This is a genomic window from Ensifer sp. Root423 (genome assembly GCF_001426275.1).
Classification (GTDB): Bacteria; Pseudomonadota; Alphaproteobacteria; order Rhizobiales; family Rhizobiaceae; genus Ensifer; species Ensifer adhaerens.
On sequence record NZ_LMEG01000007.1, the window covers coordinates 88,743 to 105,306 of the forward strand.

The 16,564-nt window shown below is 65.0% G+C and carries 15 protein-coding genes; 4 read left to right on the plus strand and 11 right to left on the minus strand.

Annotation, left to right across the window (positions count from 1 at the left end; genetic code table 11):
* Positions 1 to 40: 40 nt before the first annotated feature.
* Positions 41 to 1,750, plus strand: a complete 1,710-nt coding sequence (leuA, locus tag ASD01_RS09750) for a 2-isopropylmalate synthase (protein WP_060518745.1) — start codon at positions 41 to 43, stop codon at positions 1,748 to 1,750.
* Positions 1,751 to 1,833: 83 nt separating this feature from the next.
* Here leuA and ASD01_RS09755 read toward each other — a convergent pair whose 3' ends face one another.
* Both ASD01_RS09755 and ASD01_RS09760 read right to left on the minus strand, forming a co-directional pair.
* Entirely contained in the window at positions 1,834 to 2,661 is an 828-nt protein-coding gene (locus ASD01_RS09755; protein ID WP_034788856.1) for an anti-sigma factor family protein, read from the minus strand.
* Positions 2,662 to 2,664: 3 nt separating this feature from the next.
* A complete protein-coding gene (locus ASD01_RS09760; protein WP_034788854.1) occupies positions 2,665 to 3,183 on the minus strand; it encodes an RNA polymerase sigma factor in 519 nt (172 codons plus the stop codon).
* 285 nt (positions 3,184 to 3,468) lie between these two features.
* Here ASD01_RS09760 and ASD01_RS09765 point away from each other — a divergent pair, with 285 nt between their 5' ends.
* The gene (locus ASD01_RS09765) at positions 3,469 to 4,488 is read left to right on the plus strand and encodes a DUF3313 domain-containing protein (RefSeq protein ID WP_082584603.1); all 1,020 of its coding nucleotides are present in this window, start codon (positions 3,469 to 3,471) and stop codon (positions 4,486 to 4,488) included.
* Positions 4,489 to 4,561: 73 nt separating this feature from the next.
* Here the strand turns inward: ASD01_RS09765 and ASD01_RS09770 are convergent, their stop codons facing one another.
* A complete protein-coding gene (locus tag ASD01_RS09770) occupies positions 4,562 to 5,110 on the minus strand; it encodes a tetratricopeptide repeat protein (RefSeq protein ID WP_082566327.1) in 549 nt (182 codons plus the stop codon).
* A 183-nt stretch (positions 5,111 to 5,293) separates the two neighbouring features.
* On the minus strand, positions 5,294 to 6,196 hold the full coding sequence (locus tag ASD01_RS09775; RefSeq protein ID WP_034788848.1) for a metallophosphoesterase family protein: 903 nt from the start codon (positions 6,194 to 6,196) through the stop codon (positions 5,294 to 5,296).
* A gap of 110 nt (positions 6,197 to 6,306) precedes the next feature.
* Between ASD01_RS09775 and ASD01_RS09780 the strand changes: the two genes are divergently transcribed.
* On the plus strand, positions 6,307 to 6,774 hold the full coding sequence (locus ASD01_RS09780) for an NUDIX domain-containing protein (protein WP_034788845.1): 468 nt from the start codon (positions 6,307 to 6,309) through the stop codon (positions 6,772 to 6,774).
* 26 nt (positions 6,775 to 6,800) lie between these two features.
* Here ASD01_RS09780 and ASD01_RS09785 read toward each other — a convergent pair whose 3' ends face one another.
* Positions 6,801 to 7,778: a glutathione S-transferase family protein gene (locus ASD01_RS09785; RefSeq protein WP_034788840.1), complete on the minus strand. Its 978-nt coding sequence runs from the start codon at positions 7,776 to 7,778 to the stop codon at positions 6,801 to 6,803.
* 260 nt (positions 7,779 to 8,038) lie between these two features.
* Between ASD01_RS09785 and ASD01_RS09790 the strand changes: the two genes are divergently transcribed.
* On the plus strand, positions 8,039 to 8,584 hold the full coding sequence (locus ASD01_RS09790; RefSeq protein WP_034788838.1) for a GNAT family N-acetyltransferase: 546 nt from the start codon (positions 8,039 to 8,041) through the stop codon (positions 8,582 to 8,584).
* 9 nt (positions 8,585 to 8,593) lie between these two features.
* On the opposite strand, the gene ASD01_RS35455 is transcribed toward ASD01_RS09790, so the two are convergent.
* Genes ASD01_RS35455 through ASD01_RS09820 form a run of 6 tightly spaced genes read right to left on the minus strand, consistent with a single transcriptional unit; the run spans position 8,594 to position 16,341 of the window.
* Positions 8,594 to 9,016, minus strand: coding sequence for a GNAT family N-acetyltransferase (locus ASD01_RS35455; RefSeq protein WP_060528888.1), 423 nt, complete (start codon positions 9,014 to 9,016; stop codon positions 8,594 to 8,596).
* Positions 9,017 to 9,022: 6 nt separating this feature from the next.
* A complete protein-coding gene (locus ASD01_RS35460) occupies positions 9,023 to 9,502 on the minus strand; it encodes a GNAT family N-acetyltransferase (protein ID WP_034788837.1) in 480 nt (159 codons plus the stop codon).
* The gene (locus tag ASD01_RS09805; RefSeq protein ID WP_034788833.1) at positions 9,499 to 11,568 is read right to left on the minus strand and encodes a membrane protein; all 2,070 of its coding nucleotides are present in this window, start codon (positions 11,566 to 11,568) and stop codon (positions 9,499 to 9,501) included. The genes ASD01_RS35460 and ASD01_RS09805 overlap by 4 nt, the downstream gene beginning before the upstream one ends.
* Positions 11,569 to 11,578: 10 nt before the next feature.
* A complete protein-coding gene (locus ASD01_RS09810) occupies positions 11,579 to 14,407 on the minus strand; it encodes a DUF4159 domain-containing protein (RefSeq protein ID WP_034788830.1) in 2,829 nt (942 codons plus the stop codon).
* Positions 14,404 to 15,324 carry a DUF58 domain-containing protein gene (locus ASD01_RS09815; protein WP_034788827.1) on the minus strand — a complete coding sequence of 307 codons (921 nt, stop codon included), beginning with the start codon at positions 15,322 to 15,324 and terminating at the stop codon, positions 14,404 to 14,406. The genes ASD01_RS09810 and ASD01_RS09815 overlap by 4 nt, the downstream gene beginning before the upstream one ends.
* A 3-nt stretch (positions 15,325 to 15,327) precedes the next feature.
* On the minus strand, positions 15,328 to 16,341 hold the full coding sequence (locus tag ASD01_RS09820) for an AAA family ATPase (protein ID WP_034789050.1): 1,014 nt from the start codon (positions 16,339 to 16,341) through the stop codon (positions 15,328 to 15,330).
* Positions 16,342 to 16,564 lie beyond the last annotated feature (223 nt).

The window sequence follows — 16,564 nt, forward strand, 5'->3', positions numbered from 1 at the left end:
GCAAGGCGGCCAGGACGTCCAGTGATGAAGAGAAGCTGCAATGATCCAGAAATCCCATCCCGTTAAGATTGGCATGCCGGAAGCGGCGGTGAAGTACCAGGCCTATCCGCAGATCGCGCTCACCGACCGCACCTGGCCGTCGAAGACGATCACCAAGGCGCCGATCTGGTGCTCGGTCGACCTGCGTGACGGCAACCAGTCGCTGGTCGACCCGATGGGGCACGATCGCAAGGCCCGCATGTTCCAGCTGCTGCTCGACATGGGCTTCAAGGAAATCGAAATCGGTTTCCCCTCGGCCTCGCAGACCGATTTCGATTTTGCCCGCTGGTGCATCGAGGAAGGCAATGTCGCCAAGGATGTGTCGCTGCAGGTGCTGGTGCAGTGCCGGCCCGAGTTGATCACCCGCACCTTCGAAGCGCTGGAAGGCGCGCACCAACCGATCGTGCATTTCTACAATTCGACGAGTGAACTGCAGCGCCGCGTGGTGTTTGCCAAGGACGTGCGCGGCATCAAGCAGATTGCGACCGACGCAGCCAAGATGATCACCGACATGGCGGCCAAGGCCGGCGGCGGCTACCGCTTCGAGTATTCGCCGGAAAGCTTTACCGGCACCGAGCTCGAAGTGGCCTTGGAGATCTGCAACGCCGTCACCGAGATCGTCAAGCCGACGCCAGACAACAAGCTGATCCTGAACCTGCCCTCGACCGTCGAGATGGCGACGCCGAACATCTATGCCGACCAGATCGAATGGATGTGCCGCAACCTCGACAACCGCGAAAGCCTGATCATCTCGCTGCACCCGCACAACGACCGCGGCACCGGCATCGCCGCCACCGAATTGGGCCTGATGGCTGGCGCCGACCGCGTCGAAGGCACGCTGTTCGGTAATGGCGAGCGCACCGGCAACGTCGATGTCGTGACGCTGGCGCTGAACATGTTCACGCAGGGCGTCGATCCGCAGCTCGACTGCTCCGATATCGAGCGGATCAAGGAAGTCTACGAATACTCCAACCAGATGGTCATTCCCGAGCGCCATCCTTATGTCGGCGAACTGGTCTACACGGCCTTCTCCGGCTCGCACCAGGATGCGATCAACAAGGGCATGAAGGCGATCAAGACCGCCAACAAGCCGCTCTGGGAAGTGCCGTACCTGCCGATCGATCCGCGTGACGTCGGCCGCTCCTACGAGGCGATCATCCGCATCAACTCGCAGTCGGGCAAGGGCGGCATCGCCTACATCCTGCAGGAAGACTACGGCATCAACCTGCCGCGCAACCTCCAGGTCGAGTTCCGCGAGGACATCCAGCGCATCACCGACGAGGAAGGCAAGGAGCTGCCGTCCAAGCGCATCTACGAGCGCTTCATCGAGCGCTACGTCGAGCAGCCGGGCGCGCGCATCAAGTTCGTCGACCATCACACTTATCCGGTGGGCGAGCACAAGGGCGTGCGCGTGGTGGCGGCCGAGATCACCGACAATGGCGAGGTCAAGCGCATCGAAGGCAAGGGCACCGGCCCGATCGACGGCTTCATCAATGCGCTGTCGATCTATCTCGGCATCGACCTCTCGGTTGCGGATTACTCCGAGCACTCGCTGCAGCACGGCTCGAACGCAGCCGCGATCGCCTATGTCGAGATGGAGCACCCGGGTGGCAAGCTGTTCGGCGCCGGTATCAACACCAACATCGTTGCCGCCTCGCTCGAAGCGATCGTTTCGGCGGCAAACCGCGTACTCGAGATGAAGCGCGGCTGATACGCTTTAGCGTGACGAATGAAGCCGCGTCGGGGAAACCCGGCGCGGCCTTTTCGTTTCAGGGGTAGGGGATGCCGTCGATCTCAGATCGTCGCGGCGACGGCTTCGGCGATGTCCTGCATGCCGACATGGGAAGACGGGCCGACGAGCACGAACGAGGCGCCGCCTCGCTGCCAGGAGACCATGCCGAGATCGTCGCGGATGCTCTCGTCGAACTGCTCCGCCTGCGGGCCGGTGGTGTTCTTGAGGAAACAGATCGCGAAGATTTCGCCTTCGGTGCTTCGGTAGACGAGCTGCGCCACGGGCTTGCCGTTGGCGACGAGCAGCCGGGCGCCCTCGAAGGTCAGGCCCTTGCCGGAAAGCTGCGGGACCTTGAAGGGAACGCCGACGCTTGCGGCAAGCCAGGTCTCGATCTTCGGTCCCTCTGTCGCCGGGACCTCGACCAGATGCTCCTTCTGCCGCGAATAGATGCGGTGATAGTCGGCGATGTCGTCGAGCCAGCCACGCGCCGCGGCGAGCTTGGTCGGCTCGCTCCCGGTGTTCGCCGTCCCGACGATGAAGCCGGCGCCGCCGCCGAGCAGCAGCAGGGCCACCGATGCGGCAAGCATGCGCGGCCAGACCCGCGCGTGCCGGACAGTGGTCGTCGTTGCCGCAATCCGCTCGGTCTTCGGATTGACCCCTGGACCCTGCTTGATTTGCCGGACAAGAGCGAGCGGCACGGGATCGTGCAGGAAATCCTCGAAGGCGGTATCGCCGAAGCTGCTGCCGGCCTTCAGCCTCTCGAACAACGCCTTGGCGTCCTCGTCGCGGGCGAGAATCGCGTCGAGTTCGGTTCGTTCAGCTTCGCCGATCTCGCCGTCGATATAGGCAGAAAGGCGCACTTCGAGCGCTTGACCCCTTGTCTGTTGCAACGGTCAGGCCCTCCTTTCGGTATTCTCTGAGATCATCGCCGCGAGCCTGAGGCGCGCGGTCGACAGTCTGCTCATGACTGTGCCGATCGGAATGCCCAGGATATCGGCGGTCTCGCGATAGCTGTGGCCTTCGACATTAACCAGCAGGAACACGCTCGCCAGTCCCTCGGGCATCGACAGGATCATCTTCTGCAACTGATTGGCGTAGACGGCTTTTTCGGCCGACGGCTCGATGCTGAGTTCGTCATGTCCGAGCGCATCGACGGTGCCGCTGCCGGTGCGAACCTTGCGCTTGCGGATTTCGTCGACCCAGAGATTGCGCGTCATCGCGTAGACCCAGCTTTCCAGCCGGCCCTCTCCGTTCCAGAGGTGGCTGCGGGTGATCGCGCGCTCGCAGGCTTCCTGGACGAGGTCGTCGGCGTCATTGGCATTACGCGTCAGCGTCATCGCGAAACGGCGCAATTTGGGCAGCAGGCTGACCAAGTCGCGTCTGAAGTCCTTCGTTTCTGCCGCTGGACGCATTTCTCTTCCAATGAAACGTGCCGGATCATGCATTTATTCGCCGTGCTGCGCACGAGCGGATGATATGAAACATTTGCTCCTTAGTCTGCAAGGGAAGTCCCGGAACGGAAAGCAAATTCTGCTGCTTCATGGCGCCTTTTCCCAAAAAGCTTTCGCTTGCCCGCGGCCGTTAATCACGCGTTTCGTTACCGTTAACTGCAATGGTGGCCGGAGATCGCGTCAAAGTTCGGCCCGAATCTGGCCGGACCTCATGCACAACTGCAGGTCGACGTCGGGGATACGCCAATGAACGCACAGCATCGCAATGGCATGAGTATTGTCAGGTTTGTCGGGAGACATTGTGGCGGACGCCGCATTCGGGGAGGTGCGGCCGTCATTCGCACGGCAGCGCTGGTGCCTTTGTTTGCGGGGCTCGCCGCCTGCCAGAGCGCCCAGGTCATGGAAACGGGGTCTCTATCGTCCTACAAGGATTTCGTTGCCAGCGACGGGATGGTGACCAAGACGAAGTACCGGGTGGATTCTGCTGCCACCAAGAACGTCAAGACGGTGCATGTGATCCCGACGACCTTTGCCGCCACCGCGGATCTCGACAAGCTCGGGGATCCGCAAAAGAAGCTGGTGGCCACGGCGATCGACCGGTCGCTCTGCGAAGCCCTGAGCGAGCAATTCGACGTCGTGCCGATCTCCAAGCCCGCCGACATGGCGGTGCGCTCCGTGATCAGCAAGGTCAAATCGACCAATGCAGTCGTCGCCGGCGTGTCGACCGTCACCTCGGCCGTCGCTCCGATCCCGGTTCCGCGCATTCCCATCGGCCTTGGAAGTCTCGCGGTCGAGGCGGAGGCATTCGACCCAATGGGCAAGCAGATCGCCGGGCTGGCATGGGCGCGTGGCGCCAACATCCTCACCAACGGGTCCCGCGCCTCGACGGCCGCCGACGCCTTCGAGCTTGCAGGCGACTTCTCAAGCGACTTCAGTGCGCTGCTCGAAAAATCGGGTGACCCGATGAAGTCCGATTTTGAGCTGCCGTCGATGAAGAGCGTCAAGAACAGCGTTGCCTATGCCGTCACCGGCAAACCCACCGATCCGGATTGCGCCGTGTTCGGCAAGGGATCCGGTCTCGGCGGCATCGCCGGCGGCGCGCTCGGCCTGCCGCCGGAATGGTCGGAGAAGAAGAACGAGGCAAAGTCGATTGCTGACGGCACGACGGGAAGCGGTCCCTCAGCAGGCGGGGCGAAGGGAAATGCAGCCAAGGCAAGCGAGCCCAAAAAGAACGGGCCGGCGGCAAGCGGGTCGAAGAAAACCTAGCGTCCCAGTGCGTGTCCGTGGCACGTCGGATCGAGGGCGGCGCCTGGCGCCGCCCGTCCATGTTACCGCCCGGTCAGTACTGGCGGACGCCGCCGAGCGACTGCAGCAGGGCGCGGTAAGCCCAGGTGTTTTCGCCGCCGCGGTCGCGGATCTCGACGAGTTGCACACGCGCTTCCTCGACGCGGCCCTGTTCGATCAGCGCCTGGCCCATGTAGGAGCGGGCGAGGATGTAGTTCTCGTCAGCCTGGAGCGCGCGTTTGTAGTACTGCATGCCGAGTTCCATGCGCCCGGCCTTGCGGTTGGCATAGCCGAGGTAGTTGAGCACCCGGGCGCTCTGCTGGTCCTTGACGGCGCCGAGCACCCTGATCGAATTTTCATACTGGCCGGCATAGGCGAGTTCGCGGGCAGCCTGGAACAGGATATCGTCGCCAAGGTCGCTCTTCTTGGCGTCAACGCAGGCCTTTTTCTTGGCGTCCCACACCTTGCCGTCGGTGCATTCGCTGGTCGTCTTGGTTTTCTTCGGCGGTTCGCTCGTATCCTCGCCGGCGGCCATCACCGCATGCGCCATGAAGCTGGTTGCCCCGGCGGCAAACAGGGCGAAAACGAGGTTCTTGTGGTTCATCATGCCATCTCCCATTGCTGGCGCATGACCGCGAAAGCCTCGCGCTGTTTCAAACGACTGCGTGTCCTGCATTCGCGCAGAGGCGGGCGCGCTGCCATGCGGCGGCGGACCGGAGTATGACGCAGCAGGGCCGGGGTTTATTCGCCGGGCGATGAATTTTCTGCGGAGGGAGGCTGCGTTCGCCTAGAAGCGTGTGGTTTCGGCGAGCGACACCGTGGTGGCATCGTCGTTCAGGGCGTAGCGCTCGCGCGTCAGGTGCCAGTTCCCGGCTTCACCGGCGACGGTGAACAGGTTGTAGGCTGCCGGCGGCTTGTGGCCGCCAGGACCTTGCGAGGCCGAGGCGATGCCGACAACCGGGACAGGGGCATGCTGGCCCTTCAGCCAATAGACAGTGTTGAGGTGCGTGTGGCCGTGGATCACGAGTTCGGCGCCGCCGGACGAGATCGTCGCAGCAAAGCGGCGAATGCCGATCATGCGCTTGTGCATCGAGGTTGCGCCGCGGATCGGCGGATGGTGGATCATAACGATGCGAAAGAGCCCGGCTTCGCCGGCTTGTCTCAGCAGATTGACGGTGGCGCGGGCCTGGCGCTGGCCGAAATAGCCGCTGGCGGCAAAGGGCGGGGTCGCAACGGCGGTCGAGCAGCCGATCAGCGCCACCGGGCCGCGCACGCGCATGTAGGGAAAGCAGCGGTGCCGGTCATGCCAATGCGCCGGCGCATCGTCGCCGCGCATATAGGGATACCAGGCACGGGTGGTCTTCTCGTAGGCGCCCGGAACATAGGCGTCGTGGTTGCCCGGAACGACGGAGATGTTTTCCGGCTTGCCCGCATCCTCCAGCCATTCGGTGACCGCCTTGATCTCGAGCGAGGAGGCGAGATTGACGAGATCGCCCGTCATCGCCAGATGGTCCGGATCCTTCTTCTCGATGTCGGCCAGCAGGGTGTCGAGCGTACCGGTGAAGAGATGGCGGCTGCGGTTGCGGTGCCAGTTGACGAAACCGGTGATGCGCTTGGAAGCGAGTTCCCTGAGGGATAGCTCGGGCAAGGGCCCGAGGTGGACGTCGGAAATATGGGCGAGTTTGAACATCGACCCCGTCTAGCGCATATTCCGGCCGAGGGGAATCAGGTCGCCCGATGAATCGCGTGTGGCCGGGACGAGGAAGGAAAAAACGCCTGGAACAAGATCGGCCACCGGAGATGCGGCGCTGGTATCTCCGGCTGCTGATGTGGCTTGCGCATGGCTATTACGCTGTTGCGCGTGGCATGACGATGGGTGTGCGGGCGGCCTGTTTCGATGGCGAGGGCCGCGTTTTCCTCGTCCGCCACTCCTACCTGCCGGGCTGGCACCTGCCGGGCGGAGGGCTCGACCGCGACGAGGCCTCGATCGACGGCTTGCTGCGGGAGTTGCGCGAGGAGGGGAACCTCGAAGTTTCGGCGCCGCCGGTGCTCATCCAGGTCTACTACAACAGGCGCACGAGCCGCCGCGACCACGTCGTCTTCTACCGCTGTGACGGTGTCAGCCAGAGCGCGCCGAAAACGCCCGATCTCGAGATTTCCGAAAGTGGCTTCTTCGCACTGGACGCGCTGCCTGACGACACCACGCCGGCAACACGCCGCCGGCTTGCGGAACTTGCCGGCGGCATCGCAATCGATCGCTACTGGTAGCGATCGATTGCCCTTTCAGTGCAGTGTTACAGCGCCTCGCGGCCGTGCGGGGCGGTGAGGTCGAGCACCGGGCCCACCGGCACGACGCCGGTCGGGTTGATGGTCGTGTGGCTGCGGTAGTAGTGCTCCTTGATGTGGCGCATGTCGACCGTCTCGGCCACGCCCGGCACCTGATAGAGTTCCCGCAGATACCCTTGGAGGTTCGGATAGTCGGCGATCCGGCGGATGTTGCACTTGAAGTGGCCGACATAGACAGGATCGAAGCGCACCAGCGTCGTGAATAGCCGCCAGTCGGCCTCGGTGAGGCGGCTGCCGGTGAGGTAACGGTGCGAGCCGAGGCGCTCTTCCAGCTTGTCCAGCCGGGCAAAGAGTGCCGTCACACTTTCCTCGTAGGCGGATTGCGTGGTGGCAAAGCCTGCCTTGTAGACGCCGTTGTTGACGTCGTTGTAGACGTCGGTGTTCATCGCATCGATCTCGCCGCGGAGCTCTTCCGGATAGAAATCGAGCGTCGAGCCGGTCAGGCCATCGAAGGCGGAGTTGAACATCCGGATGATCTCGGAGGATTCATTCGAAACGATGGTGTTCTGCTTCTTGTCCCAGAGGACGGGCACGGTCACGCGGCCGGAATAGTTGGCATCGGCGCGGGTATAGACCTGCCACAGCGCCTTCGAGCCGAAGAGATGATCGCCGGTGCCGATGCCGCCGTCCTTGAATTCCCAGCCCTGGGTGAGCATCAGCGGATCGACTACGGAAACGGAGATCAGGTCCTCGAGCTTTTTCAGCTTGCGGAAGATCAGTGTACGATGGGCCCATGGGCAGGCGAGCGAAACATAGAGGTGATAGCGATCGGCCTCGGCCTTGAAGCCGGCGTCGCCGCTCGGGCCGGCCGACCCGTCCGCCGTCACCCAGTTGCGGAACTGCGAAGCGCTGCGCTTGAAGTGGCCGTTCGTTGCCACCGTGTCGTACCAGACGTCCTGCCAGACGCCATCTACCAACCTGCCCATCGGACAAACTCCTTCGTGATCGTTGCGTCAATAGATAGCGCTTCCAGCGACATTCGATAGGTGGCGAAATCGGAACAGTGCGTTTTAGGCTTTGACAGAGGGCAAATTTCTGCTATCGGCGATTTCACAACTTTTTTCGTGTCTGGAAGAATCCGCACAGATGATGTTCTCGGGAAACCTGCGACGACGCTGATGCTGCCAACGCCCTCATCGGGCGAAGCCATCCCTATGTCTGTTCGCATGCCTGGTTTCTCGATCTCATGAAAAAGCACGATCTCGTCTATCTGACCGAAGACGCGTCCCATGACGCAGCCATCGAAATCATCAACGAAGAAGCTTTCGGCCCCGGCCGGTTTGCCCGGGCGGCCGCGCGCATCCGCGAGCAGGGGCCGCATGACCGGTCGCTGTCCTTCATCTGCGCCGACAATGGCGAGACGATCGCATCGGTCCGGATGACGCCGGTCATGGCGGGCTCGATCAAGGGCCACCTGCTCGGACCGCTCGCCGTCAGGCCGTCGCACAAGAACCAGGGCATCGGCCGGGAACTGGTGCGTATCGCGGTCGAGGCGGCGCGGCGCAAGGGCTCACACGCGGTGATCCTTGTCGGCGATCCGCCCTATTACCAGCCGCTCGGCTTCGAGAAGGTGCGTTACGCGGCACTCGAGTTCCCTGGGCCGGTCGACCCGGCGCGGGTGCTCGTCGTGCCGATGGCAGAGGGTGTGCATGCCGGACTTGCCGGCGTTATCTCCTGGCGGGATGATAGGCTGATGCAGGCGGAGCCGATTGCGTTGCCGCTGGCCGTCTGATCCCGGACCTTATCGCGCGACGAGCGATTTCTTCAGAAACACCCGGGTTCGGCCAACAGGGAAATCCGGCAGTTCACCGAAGGCCGCATAGCCCTGACGCTCGTAGGCGCGCAGGGCCTGCGGGTTGAAGGTGTCGATCCAGGCGCTGTGGCAGCCGCGATTGCGCGCTTCGTCCTCGGCCGCCTGGAGCAACTTGCCGGCAAGCCCCTGTCCGCGAAGATCTTCCGGTAACCACAGCCATTGCACGAATAGCCAGCCCCAGCCGGTGTAGCCGTTCAGGCCGCCGCAGGCTCCCTGTGCCTCGGGGCCGCCGACAAGGACGGCGAGGGGGCGTCGCTCCGACGGGCCGACGTCGGCGGCGTTGAAGGCTGCAAGACCGTTGCCGATTGCTTCGATCGCCTCGGGCGGCGGGGCGTCGGTGACGACGAACATCGGCCTTTACCTTTCGACACGGCGCATGCTGAAGACATCCAGGCGGTCTTCGCCGACATCCGTCTCGTCGAGCTGCCAGCCGAGACGCTCGTAGAAGGCGCGCTTGCCCGAGAGGGCGCAAAGATGCACGGCTTCGGCGCCGGTATCGAGCGCCGCCTGCGCTGCCTTCAGCACGATGTCGCCGCCGATACCTGCCCCGCGGAACGGCGGATCGACCCAGACGGCAGCGACCCACGGCGTGAGATCCGGTCGCTCCTCAAGATCGGAGGCGATGACCGAGGCGGTGCCGACGAAACGGTCGCCGGCATGCGCCACCAGACACAGCGGCTCGGCACCGTCGGCAAGGCTCGCCTGAAGCAGGCCGGTAATGTGTTCCAGCGGAAAGCCATGCGGTTCCCACCAGGCGCGCCAGACGCGGTCGGCCACGGCATCGAAGAAATGTGGTGCGTCGCGAAGGTCGCTGACGACCATGCTGCTGTCGCTCATCGTCCCTCGCGATACCAGGTGGCGGAAATCAGCAGCAGCAGCGCCGCAAGACCAAGGAAGCCGGTAAACAGCGGCACTGAATTGACGCCCTTCAGCACGGTTTCGTCGGTCATGCGGATCGAGAGCCGCTGGTCGTCTGCCGCTCGGATCGAGCCCCTGACCGGCAGAACCGTGGGCAGGTCGAGCGGTCCATCGGCACTTGCGAGGCGCCGCACGATGCCCTTGGTCTTTTCCGCCCAGGGACGCAGCTTGTCCTCGGTCGAGATCGCGGCCTTGAATTCCGGAGCGTTGGGGTCGCCGACATGGGCAAGAGCCGTGAGGTCGCCGTTCGACATCTCGAAGAGCCCGGTTTCCGTGGTGGCGACTTCGGCCGAGTAGAGGCCCGGCTGGCGTTCGGTCAGCTTGACGTCCTGCTTCCCGCCGGAGGGAGCGACCAGCGTCACCGGACCCGGATCGCCATCGATCGTCTGGCGGGTGATTTCGAGCGTCCGGCCGCGCGCGCGTGCCGTTAGCGCCTCTTCTTCGAGCGAGGGCTCCTGCATCAGCCAATGGGCGGTGCGGCGATAGAGCGACACGTGGGGTCCGCCGCCTTCGAAGCCGCGAGCCCAGAGCCAGCCCTGATCGGAGAGCAGCATGGCGACGCGGCCCTTGCCGACACGGTTGAGCACCAGCAGCGGTTTGCCGTCGGCCGCTTCCATGACCGTATGGCCCTGCGGTCGGTTGACGTCCACGGTGCGGAACCAGCGGCCCCAATGCGGCGGCTCGCTGTCGGAGCCTTCCAGACCGCGGGTCACCGGATGCTTCTTTCCTTCCTCCGACAGGCGCGGGAAGAAGGCCTTTTCGTTCATGACGCCCGTCGGCGCGGCCGGCAGCACTGCCTCAAGCGGTGTCGCTGCAATCGAATCGTCACCGGCATGTTCGGGACCTGCCGCAATTAGCAGCGCGCCACCGTTCTCCACATATTGCGCGATGTTGTCGTAGTAGAGGATCGGCAACAGACCGCGGTGCTGGTAGCGGTCGAGGATGATCAGATCGAACTCGTTGATCTTGTCGACGAAGAGTTCGCGCGTCGGAAAGGCGATCAGCGATAGCTCGTTGATCGGCGTGCCGTCCTGCTTTTCCTGCGGACGCAGAATGGTGAAATGTACGAGATCGACGGCCGCATCGGATTTCAAGAGGTTGCGCCAGGCGCGTTCACCGGCATGCGGCTCGCCGGAGACCAAGAGCACGCGCAGGTTCTCGCGAATGCCGTCGAGCACGTGGACCGCGCGGTTGTTGGCCGTCGTCACTTCGCCCGGAACGGCATCGACGGCGAATTCGAGCACGTTGTTGCCGCCGCGCGGAACGTTGAAGGCGAACGGGACGTCCGTGCCGGGCTCGGCGCGCTCGCGGGCGATCTCGTTGCCGTTGAGGCGGATCGTGACTTCGGCGCTGCCGCCGGGTGCCGCCCCGTCGTCGACCACCCGGAACGAGAGCTTCTGTTCCTCACCGACGATGCCGAAGCGCGGCGGGTTGATCAGTTCGACACGCCGGTCGAATTCATCGGGCTTGCCGGTGATCAGCCCGTGCACGGGCGCGTCGAAACCGAGCGCGCGAGCGACATCGGGCACATCGTGGATCTGGCCATCGGTGACGAAAATGGCGCCGCCGATGCGCGCCGGGGGAACGTCAGACAGCGAGGAGGCAAGCGCGCCAAAGAGATTGGTCGACGGCGAGACATCTGCCGGATCGGTGTTTGCCTCGATGATCCGCGGCTCGATCAGCGGTATGGCCGCCAGCCGTTCCTTCAGGCCCTCGACGGCGCGATCGGTCTGCGCGGTGCGGTCGCCGTTCCGCTGGCTCTGGCTGCGGTCGACGACGACGGCGACGATGGTCGAGAGCGGATCGCGCAGCTCCACGAAAATGGAGGGGTTGGCGATCGCCAGTCCGAGCGCTGCGAGTGCGGCCAGGCGCAGCCAGGCGCCGCGCACCTTCTGCCAGAGGCCATAGGCGATGAACAGCGCCGCGATTGCGAGCAGCGGGACGAAGTAGATCCACGGGATCAGCGGGGCAAAGCCATAGGTCATCGATCGGCCCTCACTGTCCAAGCCTTTGCAGAAGGTCCGGCACGTGAACCTGATCGGCCTTGTAGTTGCCCGTCAGCATATACATCATGATGTTGACGCCGGCGCGGTAGGCATATTCGCGCTGCATCTCGTCCGGCGGCACTGTCGGCAGGAGCGGTGCGCCATTGACGTCCACGGCCCAGGCACCGGCAAAATCGTTGCCGGTGATCATGATCGGCGTGACGCCGTCGCCGCCGCGCACGGGGCGATTGCTGCGGTCTTCGTCGTCATTGGGGGCGGCCTCGACCCAGAGCTGGCTTTCCGCATAGCGCCCGGGGAAGTTCGAAAGCAGATAGAAGGCCTTCGTCAGCACGTGGTCGGAGGGCACCGGCTCCAGCGGCGGAATGTCGAGCCCGCTCAGCATCGCCTGCAGGCGCTGCACGTTGGGACTGTCGCCGGCGTCCGACGGTGTCAGCGAGGAAAACTGGTCGCGCGTGTCGAAGAGCACGGTGCCGCCGTTGCGCATATAGGCGTCGATCCGGCTCATGACCCGGCTGCTCGGCATCGGGGCGGTGGCCGAAACCGGCCAGTAGATGATCGGATAGAAGGCCAGTTCGTCCTGTTCGAGGTCGACGCCGACGGGCGCTCCTGGTTCGAGCGCCGTCCGGTAGGTCAGATAGTTGCTGAGGCCGATGAGGCCCTGTTCGGAGAGGCGGTCGACCTCCTGCTCGCCGGTGATGACGTAGGCGAGATGGGTCGTGTCCAGCCGCTGCAGCGTCTGCTCGTCGCTCGGCTGGCTGTCCTGCGCATGTGCGATCGCCGGGGCGAGAGCGGCTACAAGGCCGAGCGTCGCAAGGCCAAGGGTTGCGACCAGTGCCGCGGTCGCGGCGCCGCGGCCTGCGCGCCGGCGCAGCCCGGCGAGACCGCCGGCCATGTAGAGAACGATCAGCGTATCGAGGACGAAGAGCGCCAGCGCCAGCCCGAAGAGGTAGGGTCGGATCGAGAAGGGCCGGGCGCCCTCCAGTCCTTCGGCCCGCGCTCCGACGAGATTGCCTGTAATCGGGGTGAGCTTGCCGCCGTCAGGCAGCAGATTGTTGGCGACGAAACCTTCCTCCGAGCCGTAGAGGCCGGGGGGGGTGTCGGCGGAAACGGTGGGCGCGATGCCGGGTGCGATTTCGAGCGGTCGAGCGCTGCCGGTGTCGCCGGTCAGTTCGCCGCGGGCGCTCACCAGGCGATAGGGGGGCAACGTCTGTGCCTTGCTTGGCTGATCGCCGGCAACGCCGCCGGCGCGCGACAGCTGGATGGAGCGGCGCAGCATGTCGACGAACGAGCCGGAGATCGGCAGGTTCGACCAGTTCGGATCGGCGCTCACGTGGAAGAGCACGATGCGGCCGCGGCCGCGCTCGGCGGTCGTCACCAGCGGTGTGCCGTCGGCGAGGTTGGCCCAGGTCCGCTCCGTGAGATCGGGTGTCGGTTGCGCCAGCACCTGGCGCTTTACCAGCACGTCACGCGGGCGTTCCAGTCCGGCAAAGGGGCTCGAGGACGGATAGTCGGCAAGCGGCTGCGGTTCCGACCAGGAAAGCGCGCCGTCGAGCGTACGCTCGCCCTGCCGGAGCACGACCGGTACGAGCGGGTCGTCGGCGGGCGCGCCGGCGAGCCTCGGGCCGGCGAAGCGCACCAGCATGCCGCCATTTTCCAGCCAGCGTGTGACCAGCGGGTAGCTTTCGTCCGGCAGACGGCCGACGTCGGCCATGACGAGGATCGACGGATTTTGCGCCAGAAGCTCGGCGATTGCCTTCCCGACCGCCTCTTCGCGGGGTTCGATCAGGTCGGCATGCGGCTCGAGCGCGCGCTTGATGTAGTAGAGCGGCGAAAGCAGCGGCTGCGACTGATGAACCTCGCCGCTGAGCAGCGCGACCCGGCGGCGGCGGTTGCCGTCATCGAGCAAGTGCAGGCCGCCGGCCGTCGCCTGGCCCTCGATCGTCAGACGTGCGAAGTCGTTGCGCAGCTCGAAGGGCGCCTTCAGCAAGGCATCCGCCGTCGTGGCGCCCGTCGCGAAGCGAAGCTCGCCCTCGGCGATCGCCGTGCCGCGAATGTCACGGGCAAGCACGTAATAGGCGCGTGGCTCGCCGAGCGGCAGGCGCGAGGCGGTAACCCGCATTCCGTCGTTTTCGTTGGTCGCTGCCGTTAGCGCGATGGCGCTTTCCGCATTGCCCTCGACCCGGCGGACATTCGTAGCGCCGAGCTCTGCGATCTGCTGCATCGTCCCGCCATTCGACGCTTCGATGCCGTCGCTGAGGAAGGCGAGGGTGCCGGGCGGAGAGCCGGCAAGCGCGGCCTTTATGGCAGCGAGTGCCCGCTCTCGGTCGGCCGGCAGCGGTTGCGGCTGGGCGGCGGCCAGGCGGTCGCGCGCCGCGGCGGCGGAAGCGGGCGTCGCGTCGTGCTGGCGGTCGGTGGTAAAGACGATCGAAACGGGAAGCTCCTTGGCTTCCGCGTCGTCGATCAGCGCACCGGCGGCTTCGACCCGCTGGTTCCAGTCGGAGACCGTCGCCCAGCTATTGTCGATGACGAGGGCAAGCGGACCGGCTGACGAAAGCGTGTTCTGCCGCGGGTTGATCACCGGATCGGCGATCGCAAGGATAAGGGCGGCGGCCATCAGCATGCGCAACAGCGTCAGCCACCACGGGCTTTGCGCCGGGGTCTCCTCACGCTTCATCACCGACGCGAGGATGCGCAGCGGCGGGAAGACTTCGGCCGACGGCCTTGGCGGCGTCATGCGCAGCAGCCACCAGATGACCGGCAGGGCAACCAGGGCGGCAAGGATGGCCGGATTGGTGAAGAGGAAGGCGAGGCCGCTCATAGCTGGCCTCCGTGGGTCGCGCGTCCCGGCATGCCGGAGAGATAGGTGTGCACGGCGACGAGCGCCTCGGAGGCGGGCCGGTCGGTCTTGTGCGGGGTGAAGGTCCAGCCGAGATGGCGCAGCGTCACGCCCAGCGTGTCGCGGCGGCCAATATAGGCGCGCTGATAGTCTTCACGCAGCACTTCGGCGCGGCCGGCGGTCAGCTTCTCGCCGGTCTCCGGGTCGGTGAATTCGGTCCGGCCGGAATAGGGAAACACTTCTTCGGCCGGGTCGGCGATCTCGACCACATGGCCGCGCAGGCCGCGTCTGGCCAGCGGGCCGAGGCGGTCCATGATCTTTTCGGCAGGATCGAGAAAATCGCCGATCAGCACGAGGTCGCTGGCGCTGCGGATCATTCCGGTTTCCGGCAGGCCCTCGGCAAGTGGGCTCAGCATGATGGCGGTCGCCAGCCGTTCGGCGGCGTTGCGCGCCGAGACCGGCTCCATGATGCCCGGGCAGCCGATGCGCTCGCCCGAGCGCGCGAGGATTTCGGCGAGCGCCAGCATCAGTACCAGCGCACGGCTCTCCTTGGACACGGTGCCGAGCTTCGACTTGTACATCATCGACGGCGAAAGATCGGCCCACAGCCAGATGGTGTGGGCGGCTTCCCATTCGCGGTCGCGCACGTAGGTATGGTCGTCACGGGCAGAACGCCGCCAGTCGATGCGCGACATGCTCTCGCCGTCCGAATAGGGCCGGAACTGCCAGAAATTCTCGCCGATGCCGCGCTTGCGCCGGCCATGCCAGCCGGAAATTACGGTGTTGGCGATCCGTCGCGCCTCGACCAGGCAATCGGGTACGAGCATGGCGCGCTGCTGCGCTCGTGAAAGCACTTCACTGGCGGGAGTACGCGAGACTATGTGCCCGACGGTGGCCATGCGTCAGCCTCTGGCCTGCTTCACCAGATCGGCGACGACGTCGCGCACGGTCATGCCTTCGGCGCGGGCGGCGAAGGTCAGCGCCATGCGGTGCTGAAGCACCGGTTCGGCCAGCGCCAGGATATCGTCGATCGAAGGCGCCAGACGGCCGTCGTAGAGCGCGCGGGCACGGGCGCAGAGCATCAGCGCCTGGCCGGCGCGCGGGCCTGGCCCCCAGGCGACGTTCTTGTCGGTCGCAGCATTACCGTTGCCCGGACGGGCGGAGCGCACCAGCGAAAGGATCGCGTCGACCACCTTCTCGCCGACCGGCATCTGGCGGATGAGGCTCTGGATCTGCAGCAGCCGGGCGGCATCGATGACCGGGTGGGCGGTCGCTTCGCCGACACCTGTGGTTTCGAGCAGGATCTGCCGCTCGGCCGTGAGGTCCGGATAGCCGACGTCGACCTGCATCAGGAAGCGGTCGAGCTGCGCCTCGGGCAGGGGATAGGTGCCTTCCTGCTCAAGGGGGTTTTGGGTCGCGAGCACATGGAAGGGCGCCGGCAGGTCCTTGCGGGCGCCGGCAACCGTGATGTGGTACTCCTGCATGGCCTGCAACAGTGCCGATTGGGTGCGCGGCGAGGCGCGGTTGATTTCGTCGGCCATCAGCAACTGCGTGAAGATGGGGCCGGGAATAAAGCGGAACGAGCGATGGCCGGCCCCGTCCTGGTCCATCACTTCGGAACCGAGAATATCCGAGGGCATCAGGTCGGGCGTGAACTGTACGCGGCTGGAATCGAGCCCCAGCACGGTGCCGAGCGTGGCGACGAGCTTCGTCTTGGCAAGGCCGGGAACGCCGACGAGCAGCGCGTGACCGCCGGAGAGGACCGCGAGCAGGGTCTGCTCGACGACGCTTTCCTGGCCGAAGATGACTTTGCCGACTTCCGCACGCACCCGGGCGATTTCGCCCAGCGCACTTTCGGCCGCAGCGACAATCGCCTTCTCGTCGATCGCGTCAGCCGCGCCCTTCATCACACTCATGGTCATACTCCCCGGTCGCCCGTTGTTAAACCGAATCGCTCCTACAGCGCCGCGCGTCCTTATAGAGCGCGCCAGGCTCGCTGTAATATTGAGCCGCCGCATGACGCCTGTCCTTGGATCGATCCCGATACAAGGAATCATGCGGTAGCCTGGATTTCAGTCGCCAAAATCCAATTTAGACCCTGCCGGACGGCTGACAAGTCGGCGCCGACGCACTATCTCG